The organism is Flavobacterium rakeshii (assembly GCF_009741375.1).
Lineage (GTDB): Bacteria > Bacteroidota > Bacteroidia > Flavobacteriales > Flavobacteriaceae > Flavobacterium > Flavobacterium rakeshii.
The window spans coordinates 1-17725 of record NZ_WOWP01000020.1 but is presented as its reverse complement, the minus strand read 5'-3'; the positions used below and the strand labels follow the sequence as shown (position 1 = coordinate 17725).

General features: G+C 36.5%; 29 protein-coding genes. 13 read left to right on the top strand and 16 right to left on the bottom strand.

Features of this window, described 5'->3' with window-relative positions:
• Positions 1 to 322 precede the first annotated feature (322 nt).
• Positions 323 to 538: a hypothetical protein gene (locus GN157_RS06605; protein WP_157482338.1), complete on the bottom strand. Its 216-nt coding sequence runs from the start codon at positions 536 to 538 to the stop codon at positions 323 to 325.
• A gap of 19 nt (positions 539 to 557) precedes the next feature.
• Positions 558 to 1166, bottom strand: coding sequence for a hypothetical protein (locus GN157_RS06600; RefSeq protein WP_157482336.1), 609 nt, complete (start codon positions 1164 to 1166; stop codon positions 558 to 560).
• 146 nt (positions 1167 to 1312) lie between these two features.
• Between GN157_RS06600 and GN157_RS06595 the strand changes: the two genes are divergently transcribed.
• Together GN157_RS06595 and GN157_RS06590 are read left to right on the top strand one after the other, a co-directional pair.
• The gene (locus tag GN157_RS06595; RefSeq protein WP_157482335.1) at positions 1313 to 1891 is read left to right on the top strand and encodes an NAD(P)H-dependent oxidoreductase; all 579 of its coding nucleotides are present in this window, start codon (positions 1313 to 1315) and stop codon (positions 1889 to 1891) included.
• A gap of 6 nt (positions 1892 to 1897) precedes the next feature.
• On the top strand, positions 1898 to 2512 hold the full coding sequence (locus tag GN157_RS06590) for a biopolymer transporter ExbD (RefSeq protein WP_157482333.1): 615 nt from the start codon (positions 1898 to 1900) through the stop codon (positions 2510 to 2512).
• On the opposite strand, the gene GN157_RS06585 is transcribed toward GN157_RS06590, so the two are convergent.
• From GN157_RS06585 to GN157_RS06545, 9 genes are all read right to left on the bottom strand, one after another.
• Positions 2495 to 3073: a Crp/Fnr family transcriptional regulator gene (locus tag GN157_RS06585; protein ID WP_157482331.1), complete on the bottom strand. Its 579-nt coding sequence runs from the start codon at positions 3071 to 3073 to the stop codon at positions 2495 to 2497. The two genes, GN157_RS06590 and GN157_RS06585, sit on opposite strands and share 18 nt — an antisense overlap.
• 67 nt (positions 3074 to 3140) lie before the next feature.
• On the bottom strand, positions 3141 to 3491 hold the full coding sequence (locus GN157_RS06580) for a heavy-metal-associated domain-containing protein (RefSeq protein ID WP_157482329.1): 351 nt from the start codon (positions 3489 to 3491) through the stop codon (positions 3141 to 3143).
• Between the two features lie 69 nt (positions 3492 to 3560).
• A complete protein-coding gene (locus tag GN157_RS06575) occupies positions 3561 to 3953 on the bottom strand; it encodes a hypothetical protein (protein WP_157482327.1) in 393 nt (130 codons plus the stop codon).
• 32 nt (positions 3954 to 3985) lie between these two features.
• Positions 3986 to 4768 carry a hypothetical protein gene (locus tag GN157_RS06570; protein WP_157482325.1) on the bottom strand — a complete coding sequence of 261 codons (783 nt, stop codon included), beginning with the start codon at positions 4766 to 4768 and terminating at the stop codon, positions 3986 to 3988.
• A gap of 124 nt (positions 4769 to 4892) precedes the next feature.
• Positions 4893 to 5177, bottom strand: coding sequence for a hypothetical protein (locus tag GN157_RS06565; RefSeq protein WP_157482323.1), 285 nt, complete (start codon positions 5175 to 5177; stop codon positions 4893 to 4895).
• A 198-nt stretch (positions 5178 to 5375) separates the two neighbouring features.
• Positions 5376 to 5873 (bottom strand): hypothetical protein, encoded by a 498-nt coding sequence (locus GN157_RS06560; protein ID WP_157482322.1) that lies wholly within the window; start codon positions 5871 to 5873, stop codon positions 5376 to 5378.
• A 233-nt stretch (positions 5874 to 6106) separates the two neighbouring features.
• Entirely contained in the window at positions 6107 to 6712 is a 606-nt protein-coding gene (locus tag GN157_RS06555; protein WP_157482320.1) for a hypothetical protein, read from the bottom strand.
• Between the two features lie 346 nt (positions 6713 to 7058).
• On the bottom strand, positions 7059 to 7523 hold the full coding sequence (locus tag GN157_RS06550) for a hypothetical protein (protein WP_157482318.1): 465 nt from the start codon (positions 7521 to 7523) through the stop codon (positions 7059 to 7061).
• A gap of 420 nt (positions 7524 to 7943) precedes the next feature.
• On the bottom strand, positions 7944 to 8678 hold the full coding sequence (locus tag GN157_RS06545) for a helix-turn-helix transcriptional regulator (protein ID WP_157482316.1): 735 nt from the start codon (positions 8676 to 8678) through the stop codon (positions 7944 to 7946).
• Between the two features lie 129 nt (positions 8679 to 8807).
• Between GN157_RS06545 and GN157_RS06540 the strand changes: the two genes are divergently transcribed.
• From GN157_RS06540 to GN157_RS06505, 8 genes are all read left to right on the top strand, one after another.
• The gene (locus tag GN157_RS06540; RefSeq protein WP_157482313.1) at positions 8808 to 9110 is read left to right on the top strand and encodes a hypothetical protein; all 303 of its coding nucleotides are present in this window, start codon (positions 8808 to 8810) and stop codon (positions 9108 to 9110) included.
• A 112-nt stretch (positions 9111 to 9222) separates the two neighbouring features.
• The gene (locus GN157_RS06535; RefSeq protein ID WP_157482312.1) at positions 9223 to 9474 is read left to right on the top strand and encodes a hypothetical protein; all 252 of its coding nucleotides are present in this window, start codon (positions 9223 to 9225) and stop codon (positions 9472 to 9474) included.
• A gap of 121 nt (positions 9475 to 9595) precedes the next feature.
• On the top strand, positions 9596 to 9853 hold the full coding sequence (locus GN157_RS06530; protein WP_035136237.1) for a hypothetical protein: 258 nt from the start codon (positions 9596 to 9598) through the stop codon (positions 9851 to 9853).
• Between the two features lie 23 nt (positions 9854 to 9876).
• Positions 9877 to 10125, top strand: a complete 249-nt coding sequence (locus GN157_RS06525; protein ID WP_157482310.1) for a hypothetical protein — start codon at positions 9877 to 9879, stop codon at positions 10123 to 10125.
• Positions 10126 to 10341: 216 nt separating this feature from the next.
• On the top strand, positions 10342 to 10590 hold the full coding sequence (locus tag GN157_RS06520; RefSeq protein WP_157482308.1) for a hypothetical protein: 249 nt from the start codon (positions 10342 to 10344) through the stop codon (positions 10588 to 10590).
• Between the two features lie 63 nt (positions 10591 to 10653).
• On the top strand, positions 10654 to 11460 hold the full coding sequence (locus GN157_RS06515; protein ID WP_157482307.1) for a hypothetical protein: 807 nt from the start codon (positions 10654 to 10656) through the stop codon (positions 11458 to 11460).
• A gap of 162 nt (positions 11461 to 11622) precedes the next feature.
• The gene (locus tag GN157_RS06510) at positions 11623 to 11919 is read left to right on the top strand and encodes a hypothetical protein (RefSeq protein ID WP_157482305.1); all 297 of its coding nucleotides are present in this window, start codon (positions 11623 to 11625) and stop codon (positions 11917 to 11919) included.
• Positions 11920 to 12280: 361 nt separating this feature from the next.
• On the top strand, positions 12281 to 12589 hold the full coding sequence (locus GN157_RS06505; RefSeq protein ID WP_157482303.1) for a GIY-YIG nuclease family protein: 309 nt from the start codon (positions 12281 to 12283) through the stop codon (positions 12587 to 12589).
• A gap of 241 nt (positions 12590 to 12830) precedes the next feature.
• On the opposite strand, the gene GN157_RS06500 is transcribed toward GN157_RS06505, so the two are convergent.
• From GN157_RS06500 to GN157_RS06480, 5 genes are all read right to left on the bottom strand, one after another.
• Entirely contained in the window at positions 12831 to 13028 is a 198-nt protein-coding gene (locus GN157_RS06500) for a hypothetical protein (RefSeq protein ID WP_157482301.1), read from the bottom strand.
• Positions 13029 to 13047: 19 nt separating this feature from the next.
• The gene (locus GN157_RS06495; RefSeq protein WP_157482300.1) at positions 13048 to 13413 is read right to left on the bottom strand and encodes a hypothetical protein; all 366 of its coding nucleotides are present in this window, start codon (positions 13411 to 13413) and stop codon (positions 13048 to 13050) included.
• Positions 13414 to 13790: 377 nt separating this feature from the next.
• Positions 13791 to 14219, bottom strand: a complete 429-nt coding sequence (locus GN157_RS06490) for a hypothetical protein (RefSeq protein ID WP_157482298.1) — start codon at positions 14217 to 14219, stop codon at positions 13791 to 13793.
• A gap of 16 nt (positions 14220 to 14235) precedes the next feature.
• Complete coding sequence (locus tag GN157_RS06485; RefSeq protein ID WP_157482296.1) at positions 14236 to 14652, bottom strand: hypothetical protein; 417 nt, start codon at positions 14650 to 14652, stop codon at positions 14236 to 14238.
• A gap of 54 nt (positions 14653 to 14706) precedes the next feature.
• Positions 14707 to 15132 carry a hypothetical protein gene (locus tag GN157_RS06480; protein ID WP_157482295.1) on the bottom strand — a complete coding sequence of 142 codons (426 nt, stop codon included), beginning with the start codon at positions 15130 to 15132 and terminating at the stop codon, positions 14707 to 14709.
• 167 nt (positions 15133 to 15299) lie between these two features.
• Between GN157_RS06480 and GN157_RS06475 the strand changes: the two genes are divergently transcribed.
• The 3 genes from GN157_RS06475 (at position 15300) to GN157_RS06465 (ending at position 17200) form a co-directional block, all read left to right on the top strand.
• Entirely contained in the window at positions 15300 to 15767 is a 468-nt protein-coding gene (locus GN157_RS06475; protein ID WP_317163510.1) for a hypothetical protein, read from the top strand.
• A gap of 455 nt (positions 15768 to 16222) precedes the next feature.
• On the top strand, positions 16223 to 16675 hold the full coding sequence (locus GN157_RS06470; protein WP_157482291.1) for a Panacea domain-containing protein: 453 nt from the start codon (positions 16223 to 16225) through the stop codon (positions 16673 to 16675).
• Positions 16676 to 16678: 3 nt separating this feature from the next.
• Positions 16679 to 17200 carry a hypothetical protein gene (locus tag GN157_RS06465; RefSeq protein ID WP_157482289.1) on the top strand — a complete coding sequence of 174 codons (522 nt, stop codon included), beginning with the start codon at positions 16679 to 16681 and terminating at the stop codon, positions 17198 to 17200.
• Positions 17201 to 17725 lie beyond the last annotated feature (525 nt).

The following is a 17725-nucleotide window of genomic DNA, read 5'->3' as shown; positions in this document are numbered from 1 at the left end:
TGCAAATATTTTCTAAACTTTTTTCAAAGCCTTTTTAAAGCAACTCCCTTTATTTAAAAGGGTTTCAGAACATTTACACTACCAAAGAACCTTGCCGTTATTGCGGGTGCAAAATTAGCCATCTTTTCTGCTTTCGCAAACTTTTAATGCTATTTTTTTAATGTTTTTTTAACCTTATTTTATAACTAACTGAACAGGTGTGTTTTGAAAACAAAAGTTTTTTTTTAAGAAAGACTTGAGACAATAGAGAACAGCTCCAAAACAGCTATACTATATATAATAATGATACGCCCTACTCTATTATATATAGTGTAATGATTACTTAATTAGAATGCTCATCGTAGTAACGCACTGCCAGATATATATTTTCAAAACCTAAAAAACCTGATTTAAAATGGTTAAGTACGCTTGGTTTATCGATAAATAACCTACTTAGTAGTTCAAACCAGTCTTCATCCATACGTAAAAGATGCATTTCATTATCCTTTTTACAGGAAACCAGCAATAATAGTAAACTTAGTACAGAAATAGTTTTCATACATTACATATTAATAAGGCTAATACACCTGCTTTTTATTTATTACAGAATCGATAGCTATACCCTCACGGTAAACACCTATTCTTACTGAAGCAACCAAACTGTCTTTAATTTTAAAAAACGCTTTTTTATCGGTTTGATTATAGCATAGTAACGAATCACCAAGTTTTGTGTAGTTATCCCCCATAAGTTCAATAACATTTTTTACAGGCATACCCACACTCACCTTATTATTATATAGTGAAATTCCTTTTTCAAAAAGGCAAACCTCTACAAACTCATCGGTTAACTTATCATAAACATAAGGGTTAACAGAGTCATACACCACCAATGAACCTATAACATCTCTATCCGTTTCATTATCTGACGTAAAATAATACGCTCCGTAGTAATTATTTTTCCCTCTGTCAGGATAAATACTCACACTTTTTTTACCCAGAAATGAAGTCGTTACATTACGCCCCACCTGCCGTTTAATATCCTGCACATTTATATCTTCATCTAAAAGCGATAGTTTAGGCTTGACAGATACTTCTGTTTTTTCATAAACAATACCATTATTAGGCTCAACACTTTCGTTACAGGATAATAATAAAATTAAAAAAACTAATACGGAAGTTATTCTCATAGGTAAGGTTTTCTCAAAAATAATAATTTAACTAAAATTATTCATGCTATTATATATTAGTATATGCTAGTTGTATTAATAGACATTTGTCCTCAATTTACCCCCTGCATCAAATTTACTTTTGCTACAACTTTAAACTTTAATGTATGAAAAAGATACTTATTATTAACGGACATCCCAATAAAGACAGTCTCAACCATTCTTTGTGTGAAGCATATAACAAAGGGGCTACAGCTGCCGGTTGTGAGGTACAGGAAATTGTTATAAACGATTTAGACTTTAACCCAAACCTTCAATATGGCTATAAAAAGCGCATGGAACTTGAACCCGATCTCCTTGATGCCTGGCAAAAAATACAGTGGTCTAACCATATAGTTTGGGTACACCCTGTATGGTGGGGAGGGCTGCCTGCTATTACTAAAGGTTTTATTGACCGACTGTTTTTACCGGGTATGGTTTTTAGTTATAAAGAAAATTCGGTTTTTTGGAATAAGCTCTTAAAAGGACGATCGGCTCATATTATAACTACGCTCGATCAGCCGGGGTGGTACTACAGGTTGTTTTTTGGCAGACCAAGCATTAATCAGTTAAAAAAATCAGTGTTACAGTTTTGCGGTATAAACCCTGTTAAGCATACTTATATAGGTATAGTAAAAACTGCCAGTGAAAAACAAATTGAAAACTGGATTAATAAAGTATATAACCTAGGTAAAAAGCTAAAGTAAATTATTATGCCCCGAGTAAAAATTAAAAAAAGAAAACAAATTTTAGACATGACTGCTATGGTAGATGTAGCTTTTTTACTTCTTACCTTCCTAATACTTACTGCAAAACCAAAAGATATTGATTTATTACCTGTAGAACTTCCGCTTTCTACCGAACAGCCCACACTCGCCGATGACGCTATTGTTATTACTATAGGTGAAGAAAAAACAACATTAAGCATACGTGAAAAAAGTGTAAGAAAGTTAACGCTCGAAAAAATGGCAAAACGATATGGTATTAGTTTTACAGATGCCGAAAAAAACGAGTTTATTAATACCGATACCTATGGTCTACCGCTCAATCAACTGTCGGGCTACTTATCACTGCCGGCTGTGCAGCAGGAAAAATATCCGGTTGTAGGTATTCCACTTGATTCTATAGGTAATAAACCTTCTGAATTTTATCACTGGATTTTTGAAGCCAGAACTTCGGCCAAAGAATTACACAATAAAGATTTACCAGTTGCTATAAAAGGAGACGGAAACGAAAAATATCCATATGTAAAAAACATTATAGACATTTTACAAAGTCAGAAAATAAACAGGTTTAGCCTTATAACCAATTTAGAGACTGAAATCTAAGGCTTTATAACTGGCTCTTATACGGCTTAAATGCCTTGGGGTAACTCCTAAAAAAGTAGCCAGGTATCGCAAAGGTATGTGTTTTATGTAATTAGGATAACTCCTTAACATAGTCTCATATCTTTGTACTCCTGTCTCTTTTTGAAACGAAGCAATACGTTTTTCTAATTCTACATACTGCATCTCGGCAAGCATTCTACCTACCTGCTGCCATTGTTCACTTTGAGCATACAAGGCCTCAAGATTTTCTTTTTTTATTATTGTTAAACGGGTAGTAACCAGTGCCTGTATACTGTCTTCTGCCGGAAACGATGTTATAAAACTGGAATAGGCAGCCATTAATTCACCACTAAAAGCAATACAGTTAGTAATATCATCGCCCGCATCGTTTATATAAAACGAGCGAAGAATACCTTCATCTATAAAAGCTATTTCGTCACAAAGCATACCCTGCTCAATAAGGTACTCTCCTTTTTTTAAATTTTTAGTATAAATTAAATCGTCCAGTTTATCTAACTGATCTGTACTTAATACATTAAAAGATTCAAAAAGCTTTTTCATAGGTAATCTCAAAAATACAATTTTACTTAAAATAAAAAGCATGGATAATTCCATGCTTCATATAATGTTATTTTTTACAACATCCGTCGAGGTCTTCATAAGCTACCGGATCGGCTTTAATATCATCTGCATCATACCCTAGCTTACTAATTGCTGTTTTTATGGTGGCTAAATCAGTCTTCTTAGTATTATAGGTAACACTAATTGTCATAGCCTTTTCGTCAAGCTGAACCATTTGTACACCTTTTGTTTTTAGCAGCCCAAGGTTAAGCCTGTCTCCGCACGACTCGCATTGTTTACAATGATCACAGTAAATAGCGGTTTTAATAACTGTTGTCTGAATCTTTTTTTGCTGAGCAAAAGCATTAGCCGACATAAAAAGGACTAAGGCAAAAAATAATGTTTTAAGTAATTTCATGGTTGTTTATTGTTTTTCCAAATATAGAATACCATTTTACAAAAGCAAAACTGAAACCCTCAGCCTAAACTATTTTATTTTCCCAAGCAGTGAGAGTAAAAACTCTTTATACACATCGCGGGTATAAGCTTTTTTCATAAGGGCTTTTGCTGGAGAATCTGACACCGAGGCTATAAACTGCTCCACCTTATCATCACAGGTTTGTTTCCAGTTGGCCAACTTATCATGGGGCATGGCGGCAACCTGTTGCTCAATCATACCGGTAAATTCTTTTATCTGCCTGTTTATACAGTAATTGCTGTCTTCCAGCTCACGGCATTGTGGCTCAACCTCGGTTTCAGGATGTAGAAAGTACCATCCGCCGTAGTGTTGCTCTATGTAAGCTACAGTAATTTTTTGTTGTGCATGCCCTGTGAACCCAAGGGTTAAAAGCAACAGCAGGGTTAGTAAAGGTTTTGTCATAAGTGTTTGTTTAGCCGATAAATATAAGAATTTTACTCCTCATTTTTAAAATGCTCCCTTACCTCCTGTTCATTAAAATTAGGCGTCCAGTTTGGATTGATTCGGGCAACATCATCAGGCCATTTTGCAGGATTTAACTGCTTTAGGTTATTTAGCTGAGAAATAGCTTTCTCCACACTCCAGTCCGACTTTTTATCATCAGATAACATTACGTTTTTGCAGTTGTCCTTAATCCAGTCTTCCCTCAAAAACACAATAAAATCAGGGTCGCCGTCATCTTCAAGATCTACATCACTGGTAAACAAGCAGCACTGGCATTCGGCCTCACGGGTAAAAAACGGAACCGGTTTTTCTAACAACCCCGTTACTTCACTACTTCCGCAAACAGGGCACATAACAGGTACATCATCATACCCTTGGTTAACCGATGCTATAAGTACATCGGCTATCTTATTAAGATTATCTTTACCAATATTTTTTCCGGCAAGCGCCACAGTTGTTTTACCTTCGGTAAGTTCAAACGAAGTGTTACTTAATGTCTCCCAGTCTGCCTTCGTGTAGTTTACTTTTTTCTGTACAGGGATTAAAAAGAAAAAAATACGGTAACGCACAGTAAAGGTTTTAGCAATAGTATCTATCTCTGCAAAAGTGTATTCTTTGTGTATAATAAGGTAAACCAAAAGTACACCTACAGCTATATAAGCCTTTTGATTAATATTACCGTTTATAAGCAGGTATAAAAACACCAGGCATATAATTACATATAATATAGGCCTAATTATATTGAACCACGGTGCTTTAAAAGTATGTTTCATTTTTAAATATTAAGTTGCGCTAAAGTAAGTATTTCCTGCGAAAGTTTACTGTTTAAAAAAAGAAAGCCCCACACAAATGGCGGGGCTTCAAATTAATAATGCAGGTGTATTCTAACAAAACAACCTACTGTATTCGGCTAAACTCTTCAATACACTTTTTGGCACTTTGTTTAGCAACAGCCAGTGCGCGCCGGCGTGCTTCGGGATCAGTTTCCACATTGTGTTTTTGTAAATAAAAGGTAGTAGTTTTATCAAACTCCTTTTGCAGCCCCTGTATAAAGGCTTCGAGTTTGCCCCCACCGGCAGAAATGTAGGTACTGTCGGCATTAAACTCTTTCAAAAAGTTTTTATAGGCAACAAGGCATGCGCTTTCCAGCTCTTTTTCAAACTCACCGTAATCAAAACTCATGGCAAATACTATTATAACTATCTATTGGTTGAATGAACGGCAAAATAAATTATAATGCTGCCAAGCACAGTTATAAAATTCTACATGAAATTAGTAAGATTTGTCAGGCGATAGCCACATACTCTGATTATGTGAAAAATTACTATTTTAAATGATGAATTTTGAACGAGATCCTTCCTACCGTCAGGATGACAAATATTAATTATATATCAACTTCTGCGTTTTTACACTTATTACCTCATTACGGTTATTAAAAGTAAAACGGTAAACGGTTGTAGTATTGAACATCGTAAGGGAACTATGCGAATCATTAGCTCTCCCTCTATTGTTTACCACTTCGGCATCAAGGTAATTATCTATAGGCTTTGAAAAATACACATTGAATTTAGCCAAACTGTTGCTTTTCTTAAAGCTATGATATTCATTTTTAAAATTGTATAGATTATCAAGACTTTCTAAATGGGCAATATAATCAATATCATTAATAGAATCAGGCTTACGGTTAATATTAAACCATGCTGTTTGGGATATATAAACCAAAGTATCAGCAACTTGAAAAGGTTTATCCTGCATATGCTTTTCAAGGTAGGTCAAAGCAGCGTCATATTTACCGTCTATCGATTTATTTGCCACATCAGAATGAACTACTGAGCAGGAATAAATTAAAACAAGGAATAAAAATACAGTAGTCTTCATACAAGTGTAAATATATAAGATTACTTAATACTAAGCAATCCTCAAGCTAGCGCGAGCGTCCCGCTCGTGATGTAAACCTTAAAGATAGAGATCCTTCCTTCGTCAGGATGACAACCCTCTCCTCTGTCATTTTTAGCCTAAAGCATCCAAGCCCGACTTTTTCGTTCTTTTGTGTCACGGACAAAAGGACAAGTATCAATTTATTGAGATTGCCACGCTCCACTTCGTTGCGCTCAAAATGGAAAGAAATTCTTACTATCGTCAGGATAACAGCTTAACTTCCCTTTTTTAAACGTAAAACGTTTTGACATACCATTATCGGCTACAGCCAAAAACTCACCATAATCAAGGAGTTGGGTTTTAATAAGATCACCGAAGAGATCAGGGAAATTGTTTTTCATTTCGGGAGCATAAAAATGAACCATAATGTTTCCGTTTGGTTCGGTAACAAAGTTGGTTATATTAAAATCAACAAACAACCGGTTATATTCGGGACCGTTATGAGCAATAAACCAACCACATAATTTGTAGTAAAGTCCGCCTGCGTTTTGTGAAGGCAATGATATCCTGGCATCACACTCCCCTCCCGGAAAACGAACATCATTGTAATAAGCCAGCCAGTTATTGGGTAAATTTTCAAAAATATGGTTTACGGCATCTGCTATAGCTTTTTGATGTTCGGTATCATCGGGTTCAGAAATTCCGCTAAGCATAAAAACATCGTGAGCACTATAGCTGTTAAACAAATCCTCATACACATCCGTTAAGCTTCTTACAGCATTATAATCTTCCTGAGAAGCATTGATTTGTGGCGAAATAAAAAGCGTATGTGATATCATAACAGTCAGTGTTTAGGTACACAAAACTACACTGCTTTATACCACTACCCTATACCATATACAATGATAGTAAACAATAACTGTTTTCGGGGAGTATAAATTATTTTGAATGAGATCCTTCCTATCGTCAGGATGACAACCCAATCCTTTGTCATTTTGAGCGTAACGAAGTGGAGTAAAAAATCTCTAATCCCCTCAAGCTGCTGCGAGCGTCCTGCTCATACCATAAACAATAAAAGAGATCCTTCCTTCGTCAGGATGACAACCCACTCCTCTGTCATTTTGAGCCAAAAGCATCAAAGCCCGACTTTTTCGTTCTTTTGTGTCACGGACAAAAGGACAAGAATTATTTTATTATCTGTTTTTTTACTCCGGCTTCAGTATTAGTATAGGCAGCTAACATTGTTTCAAACTCAGCTTCATCAATCAGTTTTATTTCATCAAAACCAAGAGTAAAACCGGCAATATACTGCTTTTGCGCATCCAAAAACCGAATACCAAACAAATAGCTATTACCATTAACATAGGTTTCAAGAGTATTTATAACTCTATTATTCAAAACACTGTTACAGGAAACCAGTTCAAAATTAGACCGCTTTACATCATACTCCCCTAAAACTACATAATCAGTAACCGATTCCATTTTACGGATAACAACATCTCCGTCTATTAAAATCTGCAAAAAGCTATTATCAGTAAACTCTATTATATAAGTATCGGTAAGTTCGTCGTTATAACCATCCTCATGTACCAAAATCTTATACAACGCGGTTATTTCTTTTTTAAGGAAACAGTCTATATTTTTAATCATGTTACTTTAATTTCAAATGAATTAATCCTCTAAATGTTACTAAGAAGTATCGCTCATAATATAAACAATAAAAGAGATCCTTCCTGTCGTCAGGATGACAACCCTCTCCTCTGTAATTTTTAGCCTAAAGCATCACAGCCCGACTTTTTCGTTCTTTTGTGTCACGGAAAAAAAGGACAAGAATTAATTTATTGAGATTTCTCCACTCCACTTCGTTACGGTCGAAATGGAATGAGATCCTTCCTATCGTCAGGATGACAACCCACTCCTTTATCATTTTGAACGTAAAGCATAATAGCCCGACTTTTTCGTTCTTTTGTGTCATGGACAAAAGGACAAGTATTATCTTATTGAGATTTCTCCACTCCACTTCGTTACGGTCGAAATGGAAAGAGATCCTTCCTATCTTCAGTCTTAAAATTAATACACCACCTTTTTACTAACACTCCTGTTTACATCTATAACATAAAACAAAGCCTGTATATCGTTTACATGAAGTTTAAAATCGGTAAACTCAGGGCTGTCGTTTAGGGAGTGGCAAACCACATACCCCTCTTCGGTATTGTGTTCAATAATCTCTTTAAGAAGCGGCATTTTACTTTGAGTGGTATAAATAACCCAATACGGAAAATCGCGATAACGCAGTTTATTTACCCAGTGCTGGCGTTGCAGTTCGCGCGTACTTACAATACTATTTCGGCTAATGGCGTTGCTACTGCCGTCGTCCATACTATCGCCATTAACCTTAAAGGCTACATAACGTCCCTGTACCGGCTTGTCAACCAATATCCCGTGCTGACTCAAATCCATAAGGAAGTCGGCATCCTGATAATTACTAAGCAACCCCGCCTGTACGTTAAAGTCGGCAAGTGGCATCAGCATATAATACTGTCCGTTAGGCAGCTCTATAAATTTATTCCCATTTTTATTTTCAAAATCAACAGGGAGCTTTACAACCTCACTACTCCTTACTATAGTAGTATAGGGCGTATCGCTGTTAAGCACTTTGTTTAGTATCTCTATTTTAGAATTAGGTATGGGTCTTCCTTTCTCATAATTAATAATGGTTTCGCGACTTGCACCTATCATGTCGGCCAACTCGCGTTGGGTTAATCCCAGGTGCTCCCTCTTCTGTTTAATCTCTAATGCGTCCATACTCAATACTTTATCGTAACTGTTAATAACTTTTAGATGTTAAAAAGTGATTTTTTACACTTTCGTATTTTGAAATGTGGAATATTCCACTTAATTTTGTACCGATATTTGAGCAAAGATACACATTATATGCAAATAAACAACAATATTACACATCAAATTGTGGAACTTAGCGAAATAAAAAAAGGATACAATAAGTACTTACGTTCTTATGAAGCACAGCAGGATGTAGAAAATTACACTTACATACTGGAACAAAAAGCCCTTGTAAGCGCCCGCCTAAAGCAACTTTACACTAAGCTGGCACAACAACAGGCTACACAGCAGTATAACCCTGCCCCGGTACGTTACACTAAATACACTCCCTGTAGCAACGAACAAAGTGCAATACTACACTTTAATAACGACAAAAGGTTTAGTATTACCGAATAACACAGATGGTAGATAATAGACCTAAGACAAAAGACAATAACTCGTAAATCTATTATCTGTCATCTATCCTCTTTAAGTCTTTAAAAAATTAACTTAAAAAACGCCTTACGCCATGAAAAACCTTATCTGCCAGTTAGAATCGGTTAACCGCCTTATCAGCGAATGCGAACAGGAAATAGAATCCATTCAAAACCTGCCTTACTATTCGGTTTTTAAGCTGGAAGATCAGCGCACTTCCGATTTAACCCAACTCACTTCTCAGTTAAAGGGATACCACTCCCAAAAAATTATCCTGCTAAACCAGCTGGAAACTTCACTAAAATTTGAAAAAGCCGCAAGCGAGCAGTATGCCGTTGCGGGGTAATTCTACCATTTGATTATTTGGTTATTCGATTATTTGATATAACGCACCAATACACAAATCAACAAATAGCCAAATCCACTTTTTTAATTCTTCAATCTTTTAATCTTTAAATCTAAATCCCATGACAATTACAGGAAACATTGAAAACATTGAGTACCGCAACACAGCCGGACACGAAAAAAAAGTAGTAACCATAGTGCCCGATCATCGCCAAAGAGCCTTTGTGGAGTTTCGCGGACGTAAAATGGACGACCTGCACGGTCTTAAAGAAAACGACGAAATACAGGTTAGCGTAATGCTGGAAGGTAAAATATCTAAAAACAGCGGTATACAGTACAACAACCTTGTAGCACAGGAAATAAGAGCAATAGTAAGATAACAACAACCATTAAACATAAAATCATGAAAACCAAACAGGAAGAATATACCCGTAAAATACTGGAGCAGCTGGAAACCCTTTTTACCGAAAACAGCGACAATGCCATTTCCCTTACCGAACTGGAAGACAATAACAATGCTGCCGATTTTTTCCATGCCCTGGCAAATCTTGCCCCTGCCGTAGTGTACAGTCAGCTTACCCAAAAACAGGTAAATACACTGGAGTTTAACCACGTTGCAAACCGACTGTGCATGATAAATGCCGTGCGTTAATATGTTATGTGTTTATTTGGTACAAATCAACAAATTACTAAATAACAACATCAATAAAATATTAACATTTACTTGAGAAACCTTTAATACTTAAATGGTTAATTTCAATTTCGTAAGATTGAAAAATTGAACATTAAAATTTAAAAATGTCACCTGCCCTTTTGGGAACCTTAATCTTTAAATAGTATAATTATTAAATCTTAAATAAAACGAGCCATGCAATATAAAATAAGAGGAATAGTAGTAGCCGTAGGCGATACCAAAACTACCAAAAAAGGTACAGCCCTTAAACAGCTTCAGTTTGAACAGGAAGACGGTAAAATGTTTTACCCTACAGCACTGGGTACTAAAATAGAACTACTGGACGATATGCTGCCGGGCGATGTGGCCGACCTTGAATTTCACATTAGCGGATCTAAAGGCCTTTACAATAACGTGATTATTGATAATGTTGTAAGGGTATAAATTACCTGCAAAACGCCTGCAAAGCATCTGCTAAAAAATATTTGAAATGAATTTTTGCGCTTAATGAGCAAAAAAAACCTTCCGCATATAGCCCTCTATGTGGGCGACTGGGAACGTGACTGCAATGTTTTATCGCTGGAAGCCGAAATGGCCTGGCTTAAAATAATCTTTAAAATGCACCTTTCGGGTAACGAACCCGTATACAAAACCTCTGCAAAAGGCTTGCAAATTCTCTGGAAATGTACAGCCGATAAAACTGCCGAACTTATTGATGAGTTATCCATTAATAATATATGTGCAATAGAGGATATTAGAGGAGGTTACAGTTTTACTTCCCGACGTTTACAACGTGAAAAAAACATATCACAAACACGTTCTAAAGCTGCTAAAAAACGATACAATATAGCAGAAGAAAATACAATACCCCTAAACAAAACCGCTGCAAAAGTGTTGCAAAACACTGACATTGACAATGACAATGACAATGATATTGACATTGAAGTTGAAATTAAAACTGATTTTGACGGAAAAGAGGGTATGGGAGAAAAACCAACGGTTGTACTGCCCTACCCCTCGGCCGAGTTTGCCCGTCAGTGGCAGCTCTGGAAAAACTACCGTCACAACGAGCACAGTCAAAACTACCAAAGCGCCGAAAGCGAACAAGCAGCGCTGGTACAGCTAAACAACCTTGCCCAAGGTAAACAAACTACCGCCATAGCCATACTACACCAAAGCATAAGCAAAGGCTGGAAAGGACTATTTGAAATAAAACCACAAGGCAATGCAGGGAAAAAACCTGCCTCAAAGTCGAAAGTTAAGTATAGCGACGACTTCAAACGAAAAATTGCTCAGCGTTTACAGTCCGGTTAACTGCATGCGCCACGGCGGGAGGCTTACCACTATCGACAAAGCCATAAATGCCCCCGCCCCACACTGGGGACACTGCAACGCGAAAAGAGTAAAGATTTTGCCATAGGCCTTACAATGGGTTGGCTGGTGTACCTTAACGATATACTTAACCTAAATAAACCCATGACCGAAGATCAAATTGAGCTTTGTGCCATTGAGGTTAACGAAACCTACTACACTCTCAAAATTAGTGACCTTACCTTTTTGTTCAAAAAAATAATCAGCGGATCGTATGGCGAATTTTACGAAAGCCTCACCATCCCAAAGGTACTCTCGTTTTTTAGAGAATACTTTGAAGAACGCTGTCAGCTTGCCGAACAACAGTCGCTCCGCACTCATAACGACGACAAAAGCCATTCGGAATTTAATTACTCTAAAAACATAAAAAGGGTATTAACCGGTAGTACAAGGTATAAGTAGTAGTAGACTTCACCCTTTAAGACTTTCGACTTGAAGACTTTAGACTATATGGTCTCCCGTTCTTTGACATATTGTTTTTCTTTTTATATTTTATTTCAAACGGAAATCAAATAAAATGAATAATGAGATTCCTCATTACACTGCGCTCCATATCGGAATGACACACACGCTGTCATTTCGAACCGTAATGAAATGAAGGGAGAAAAAGGCTTAAAAGCCGACTGATGAAATAAATCCAAGATTCCTCATTATGCTGCGCTTCATATCGGAATGACAAACACTCTGTCATTTCGAACCGAAGGGAAACGGAGGGAGAAATCTTATTTTGTTTTATTATGTTTGCCTTATAACACTCCTTACCATGTATAAAACTTTAGGTACACATAACTATTATATTTACATTCTCACAAACAAAAATAAAACCGTGCTTTATGTAGGTTTTACAAATAATCTAAAAGAGAGGTTATATTATCATGAAAATCCTGAAGCACATTCAAAATCTTTTACCAGCAAATACAAGTGCTGCTATTTAATTTACTGGGAGCATTATAATGATGTTGATATAGCAATAACAAGAGAAAAAGAAATTAAAGCCTGGAGGAGAGAAAAGAAAGAAAAATTAATCGCCCAATTTAACCCTGAATGGAATTTTTTAAATAATCAAATTTAAGATTCCTCATTACGCTGCGCTACATATCGGAATGACAAGCCTACTGTCATTTCAAACCATAATGAAATGAAGGGAGACACGAGGCTGAAAGCCGACTGATGGAATAAATCCAAGATTACTCATTACGCTGCGCTTCATATCGGAATGACAAACACGCTGTCATTTCGAACCGAAGAGAAATGAAGGGAGACACGAGGCTGAAAGCCGACTGATGAAATAAACCTTATTTTATTTCTGTTTTCTAAAAAATCGTAGCACAAAAAAATCCTAAACCAGCTATTAAACAAAAGCTGATTATAAAATTATAGACATCACCTTTTTGAACATAGTTATCAAATTTTTGTTTACGCCCAAAAAACAGCCAACGCAATAAAGCACCGGGGTAAACCAAAAGAAATCCGATGATAACTTCAAAAACTATTTCCAGTAAAAAATCCATCTGTTAAAGCTATAAAAAATCACTCACAATTACTAATGCGGTAAAACTCGTCGTAGCGTTCAATAAGATTGTTTTCCTGCAATTGGTTAAAAGTATAATCAAGAGTATCTTTTTCATGATCAAAATCACGGTAACCGGTAAGCTGGTATACCTGTCCGCTATCCTTATTAATTATCAGCGGAATATAACAGGTATTCTCCAGGTTGGTATTAACCCCCTGTTCCTCGTTAGGGTCAATGGCATATACATAGCCATACATCCTGAAATCAATATAATCACCCCTAAGCACAAGCCTAACCTTTCCTTTTTCGTGTTCAAAGTACTCACGATTAAGCCCCTCTACAAAAGCAGCTACCTTAGCATCTATATTATCGTTAATAACCATAGGCCCAGAGATAAAAAAAGTTAACCTATATGTCTGGTTATTAAACAATAATCAGACACATAAATTAACAATAGTAAGTTTTTTGAAGAAAGTGGTTTGTAAGGCTATAATCTGATATTTCTATGTTCTCTAATCTCAAAACGAACAATATCGTACAGCACCTCAATAAGCGATCTAAAGTTCATAGCACTCTGTTTTAGTTAGTTAGGTATAAAGATATATAAATTTAACTTTAGATTAACAGTTGGATATAAAATTTAACATTAAAATATTTCAACATCCATTGTTAATAAGCCTTTCCGTGTATTGAAAACTAATTGTTTAACACAATTACATGATTTAGTTAGAGTACAAAAATCACTTTTTGAAACCAAATATTATGTACATAAAGCTTTCTTCCTGTAAATAATAATAGTATAAATACCTGTAACTATTTGCATTAGTATTGCCAACATATAAAAGTATATATAAGCAGTATTATATTTAACCATTAACCCGTTCCATTCACTCTCCCTGCTTAAAATCCTTACATGTGTATTACAAAAAAAATCACGGGATGGCTTAAGGTACACATTTGCTGAGAAAACAAAGTACATAACAAACAATACTATTGTTATGTAAAAACCTATTTTAAAAGGTATTTTAAATCCTTTCCTTATAAACAGATATTCCAGCAAAGCACTCCCTGCCATTAAGGCAAGTGCAAAAATATCAAACGGAAGAAAAAACTTAAACTCGTTACTATTAACAAGCACAACTATAAAGCATAGCAAAAAAGCAACTAAGGTAAAGCGTAATAAAGTCATGTTGCTAATATACGTTTTAAGAAGTTTTGATTTCCCTGTACTTTGCCAAAAAAAGTGCGACGATTACAAGCTCCAGTAAAGCCGAAGTAAAAAAGGCATAAAACGACATGGAGAAAAACACAAACCATATTTCCTGCGGACTTTGCAGCCCCAGCATTTCGAACACACGGGTATAACTTCTAAACGGATCATAAAACGTGCGGGTTGTAGTTAAAAAGTACAGCAGGTACAATATATTAATACCATAAAACCCCCAGGAGAACGGTACTCTACCCAAGCGTTTGTTAAGCCACAGCTGCAACGCTATATTAATACCTAATACAACGAGCGATAAACCGTCTAAAACCGGAAAACGCCCAATTTTAAACAGCAAAAACAGCATCATGCCAAGGCATAACACAAAGCTTACTATAGTAAAACGTACCAGTGTCATATAGCTAATATAATGATTTTTAACAATTAGCAATCATCACAGATAAACAGCATTCTAATTATCCTTATTTAAAAAATATTTTCTGAGGGTAACAATACCTAATAATAGTACAGCTAAAACTTCCAGTATAAAAATTGTCCAAAATAAATAATAGCCACCTTTTAGCGTAGCAGCATAAAATGAGTCAGAAAATTTAATATCTAAAAAATCAAGTATCCTTACGTGTCCTTTTTCCCCACAATAATTCCAAGAATAAAACATGGTAAAACAAACACATAAAACAGCAACAAACCCAAAAAGCCATTCCAATCTGGAATTACCATATTTTTTATTGAAGATATACAGTATAACTACATTAAAAATAAGTGCCATTGGCTGGTAAACGTCCAAAAAATGAAGGAAACCATAATTAAACTTAGCCAGCACCGCCATAATATAACATAGGGCTAAAGCTACAAGAGTAAGGCGTATTGTTTTCATAAGTAACAATATAGTAATTTTAAACAACAATCATTACTAAGAAAAATCTTTCGCTATTTACCCGTAAAAATACCTGTTCTTACCAAACCCGTAAAACTACTTAGTGCTAACAGAAATTTCCCCTGTACTTTTGCAATGTGAAAAACAAACCATGCCTAACACAAGTAGTGTCTTTCCTCGAGTCTATCGGGATAGAGGTCGCTGAAGGCCCCCTAACAGCTACCACATTCCTACCGGGACTCGAGTTAGGGCCTTGTGCAATTTACGTGGACTTTGATAAACTGAAATATCCCGGAGACATACTACATGAAGCCGGACATATTGCCGTAACAGAGTCGGCACTAAGGCAGTACATAGGCACAGATAAAATGCCCGAAGACTGGCCTAATATGGGCGATGAAATTGCCGCCATAGCATGGTCGGCAGCAGTAGCACAACACTTAGATATACCCCTAAGTGAAGTTTTTCACCCCGATGGCTACAAAGGCGCTTCTGACTGGCATATAGAAAACTTTTCAACCGGAAACTACATAGGTCTGCCCCTACTCCAATGGATGGAAATTGCCTACAGCGATACTGAAATACAAAACGGACATCCGCCCTTTCCAGCTTTCAAAAACTGGCTGCGACCGTAAAACCTGCTGAGTTAAACAACATTATGGTTACCTTACAGAGAGGGAAAGGATGTTTATTTACTACGAATTATAGATTATAGAATTTCATTCAAAAGAGATCCTTCCTTCATCAGGATGACAATCACACCCTGTCATTTTGAGCGCAACGAAGTGGAGTCGAAAAATCTATATTACTCAAGCTGGCGCGAGCGTCCCGCTCGTGCCGTGTATAATAAAGAGATCCTTCCTTCATCAGGATGACAATCACGCTCTGTCATTTTGAGCGCAACGAAGTGGAGTCGAAAAATCTATATTAGCCTAAAGCATCTAAGCCCGACTTTTTGGTTCTTTTGTGTCACGCATAAAACAACAACACCCCACTACGTATTTCCCACACTTATAAAAGACCCGTAATTCCACCTAGTGAAATACAATATTTTATATTATTTTTGTAAATAACCATTAATCATAAAGTAATGACTTATAACTGCTTTGACATAGCCGAGTTTTTTACAAAACTGGCAAAAGAAGAGGGTCAGGGAATTGACCCCATGAAGCTATTAAAGCTTACTTATATAGCTCATGGTTGGTATTTAGGTATAACCGGGAAACCTTTATTCCATAATCAGATACAGGCATGGAAATACGGCTCTGTAATTCCTGATTTGTATTTCCCTATCAAAATTTTCGGTAAGAACAACGTTGACCCCTATATTTTTAAGCTGTACACTAAAAACAAGCTGAGTAAGGACGATAAAGACTTCCTTAAAAAAATATGGAACAATTATAAAGATTTTTCGGGACTGCAGCTATCTGCACTAACGCACGAAGAAGGCAGCCCATGGTCACAGGTTTGGGACGGAAACCATAACGCTATCATTGAGAACAGCGTTATAAAAGACTATTACGAACACAAGCTAAACGATTAATAAATGGAACAACAGGACCAGGTATCTATTGCTGACAAGCTAAAAGGAGAAGCTTTAACAAAAGACGTTCAGGATATTCCAAACCCAAGCACACTCTCTGCAGAAGCTGAAAATCAGGAGAACCTGATTAAAATCGCTAATACAAACCCGCAAAACTACAATGAGTTAATGCAGTTTAAGCGTTTTAAAATTCAGCAGAAAAACGAAAAGTCAGAACGTAACCTAAGGAAAAAGAATGCTAAACTTGCCTTTATCTTTTCATCAGCCTGGGCAGCATTTATCGCCTTAGTGATACTCCTGCACGGATTTGGGCAACAGTTTAAATTTTTCTCCCTGTCACAAACCGAATTCCTGTTTATAATAGGATCCCTAACCGCGTCCATTTTTGCTTTTTACTCCTTAGTATTACGCTATTTGTTTTACCGTAAAGAAACATCGGGTACAAATGCACAGTCGGCAGTAAAACCGGGTATGTCCGGTATGCCTGCAATCCCTGCTAACCCTACAAATAATACTATAGGGTAGTTTTAGTAGGCAGTACTAAGTATACACTATTCCATTACAACAAGAGTAAGCACATCACAGTGGCAAACGGCCTAAGGTGCTGTGGCGTAAAGAAAATTATAAACGAGGCGTAAAAAGCATCCGCTGTTTGAGGCGATAGCCGAGTTCGGATGGTTTAGCCGAGAGCCATAATTTTTAGCCTAAAGTATCTAAGCCCGACTTTTTGGTTCTTTTGTGTCAAGGACAAAAGAACAAGCATTATTTTATTAAGATTTCTACACTCCATTGCATTTCGCTCGCAATGGAAAAAGATCCTTCCTTCGTCAGGATGACAAGCACACTCTGTCATTTTGAGCGTAACGAAGTGGAGTCGAAAAATCTCTAACAATATCAAACGGCCTAAGGTGCTGTGGCGTAAAGAAAATTATAAACAAGGCGTAAAAAAGCATCCGCTGTTTGAGGCGATAGCCGAGTTCGGATGGTTTAGCCGAGAGCCATAATTTTTAGCCTAAGGCATCTAAGCCCGACTTTTTCGTTCTTTTGTGT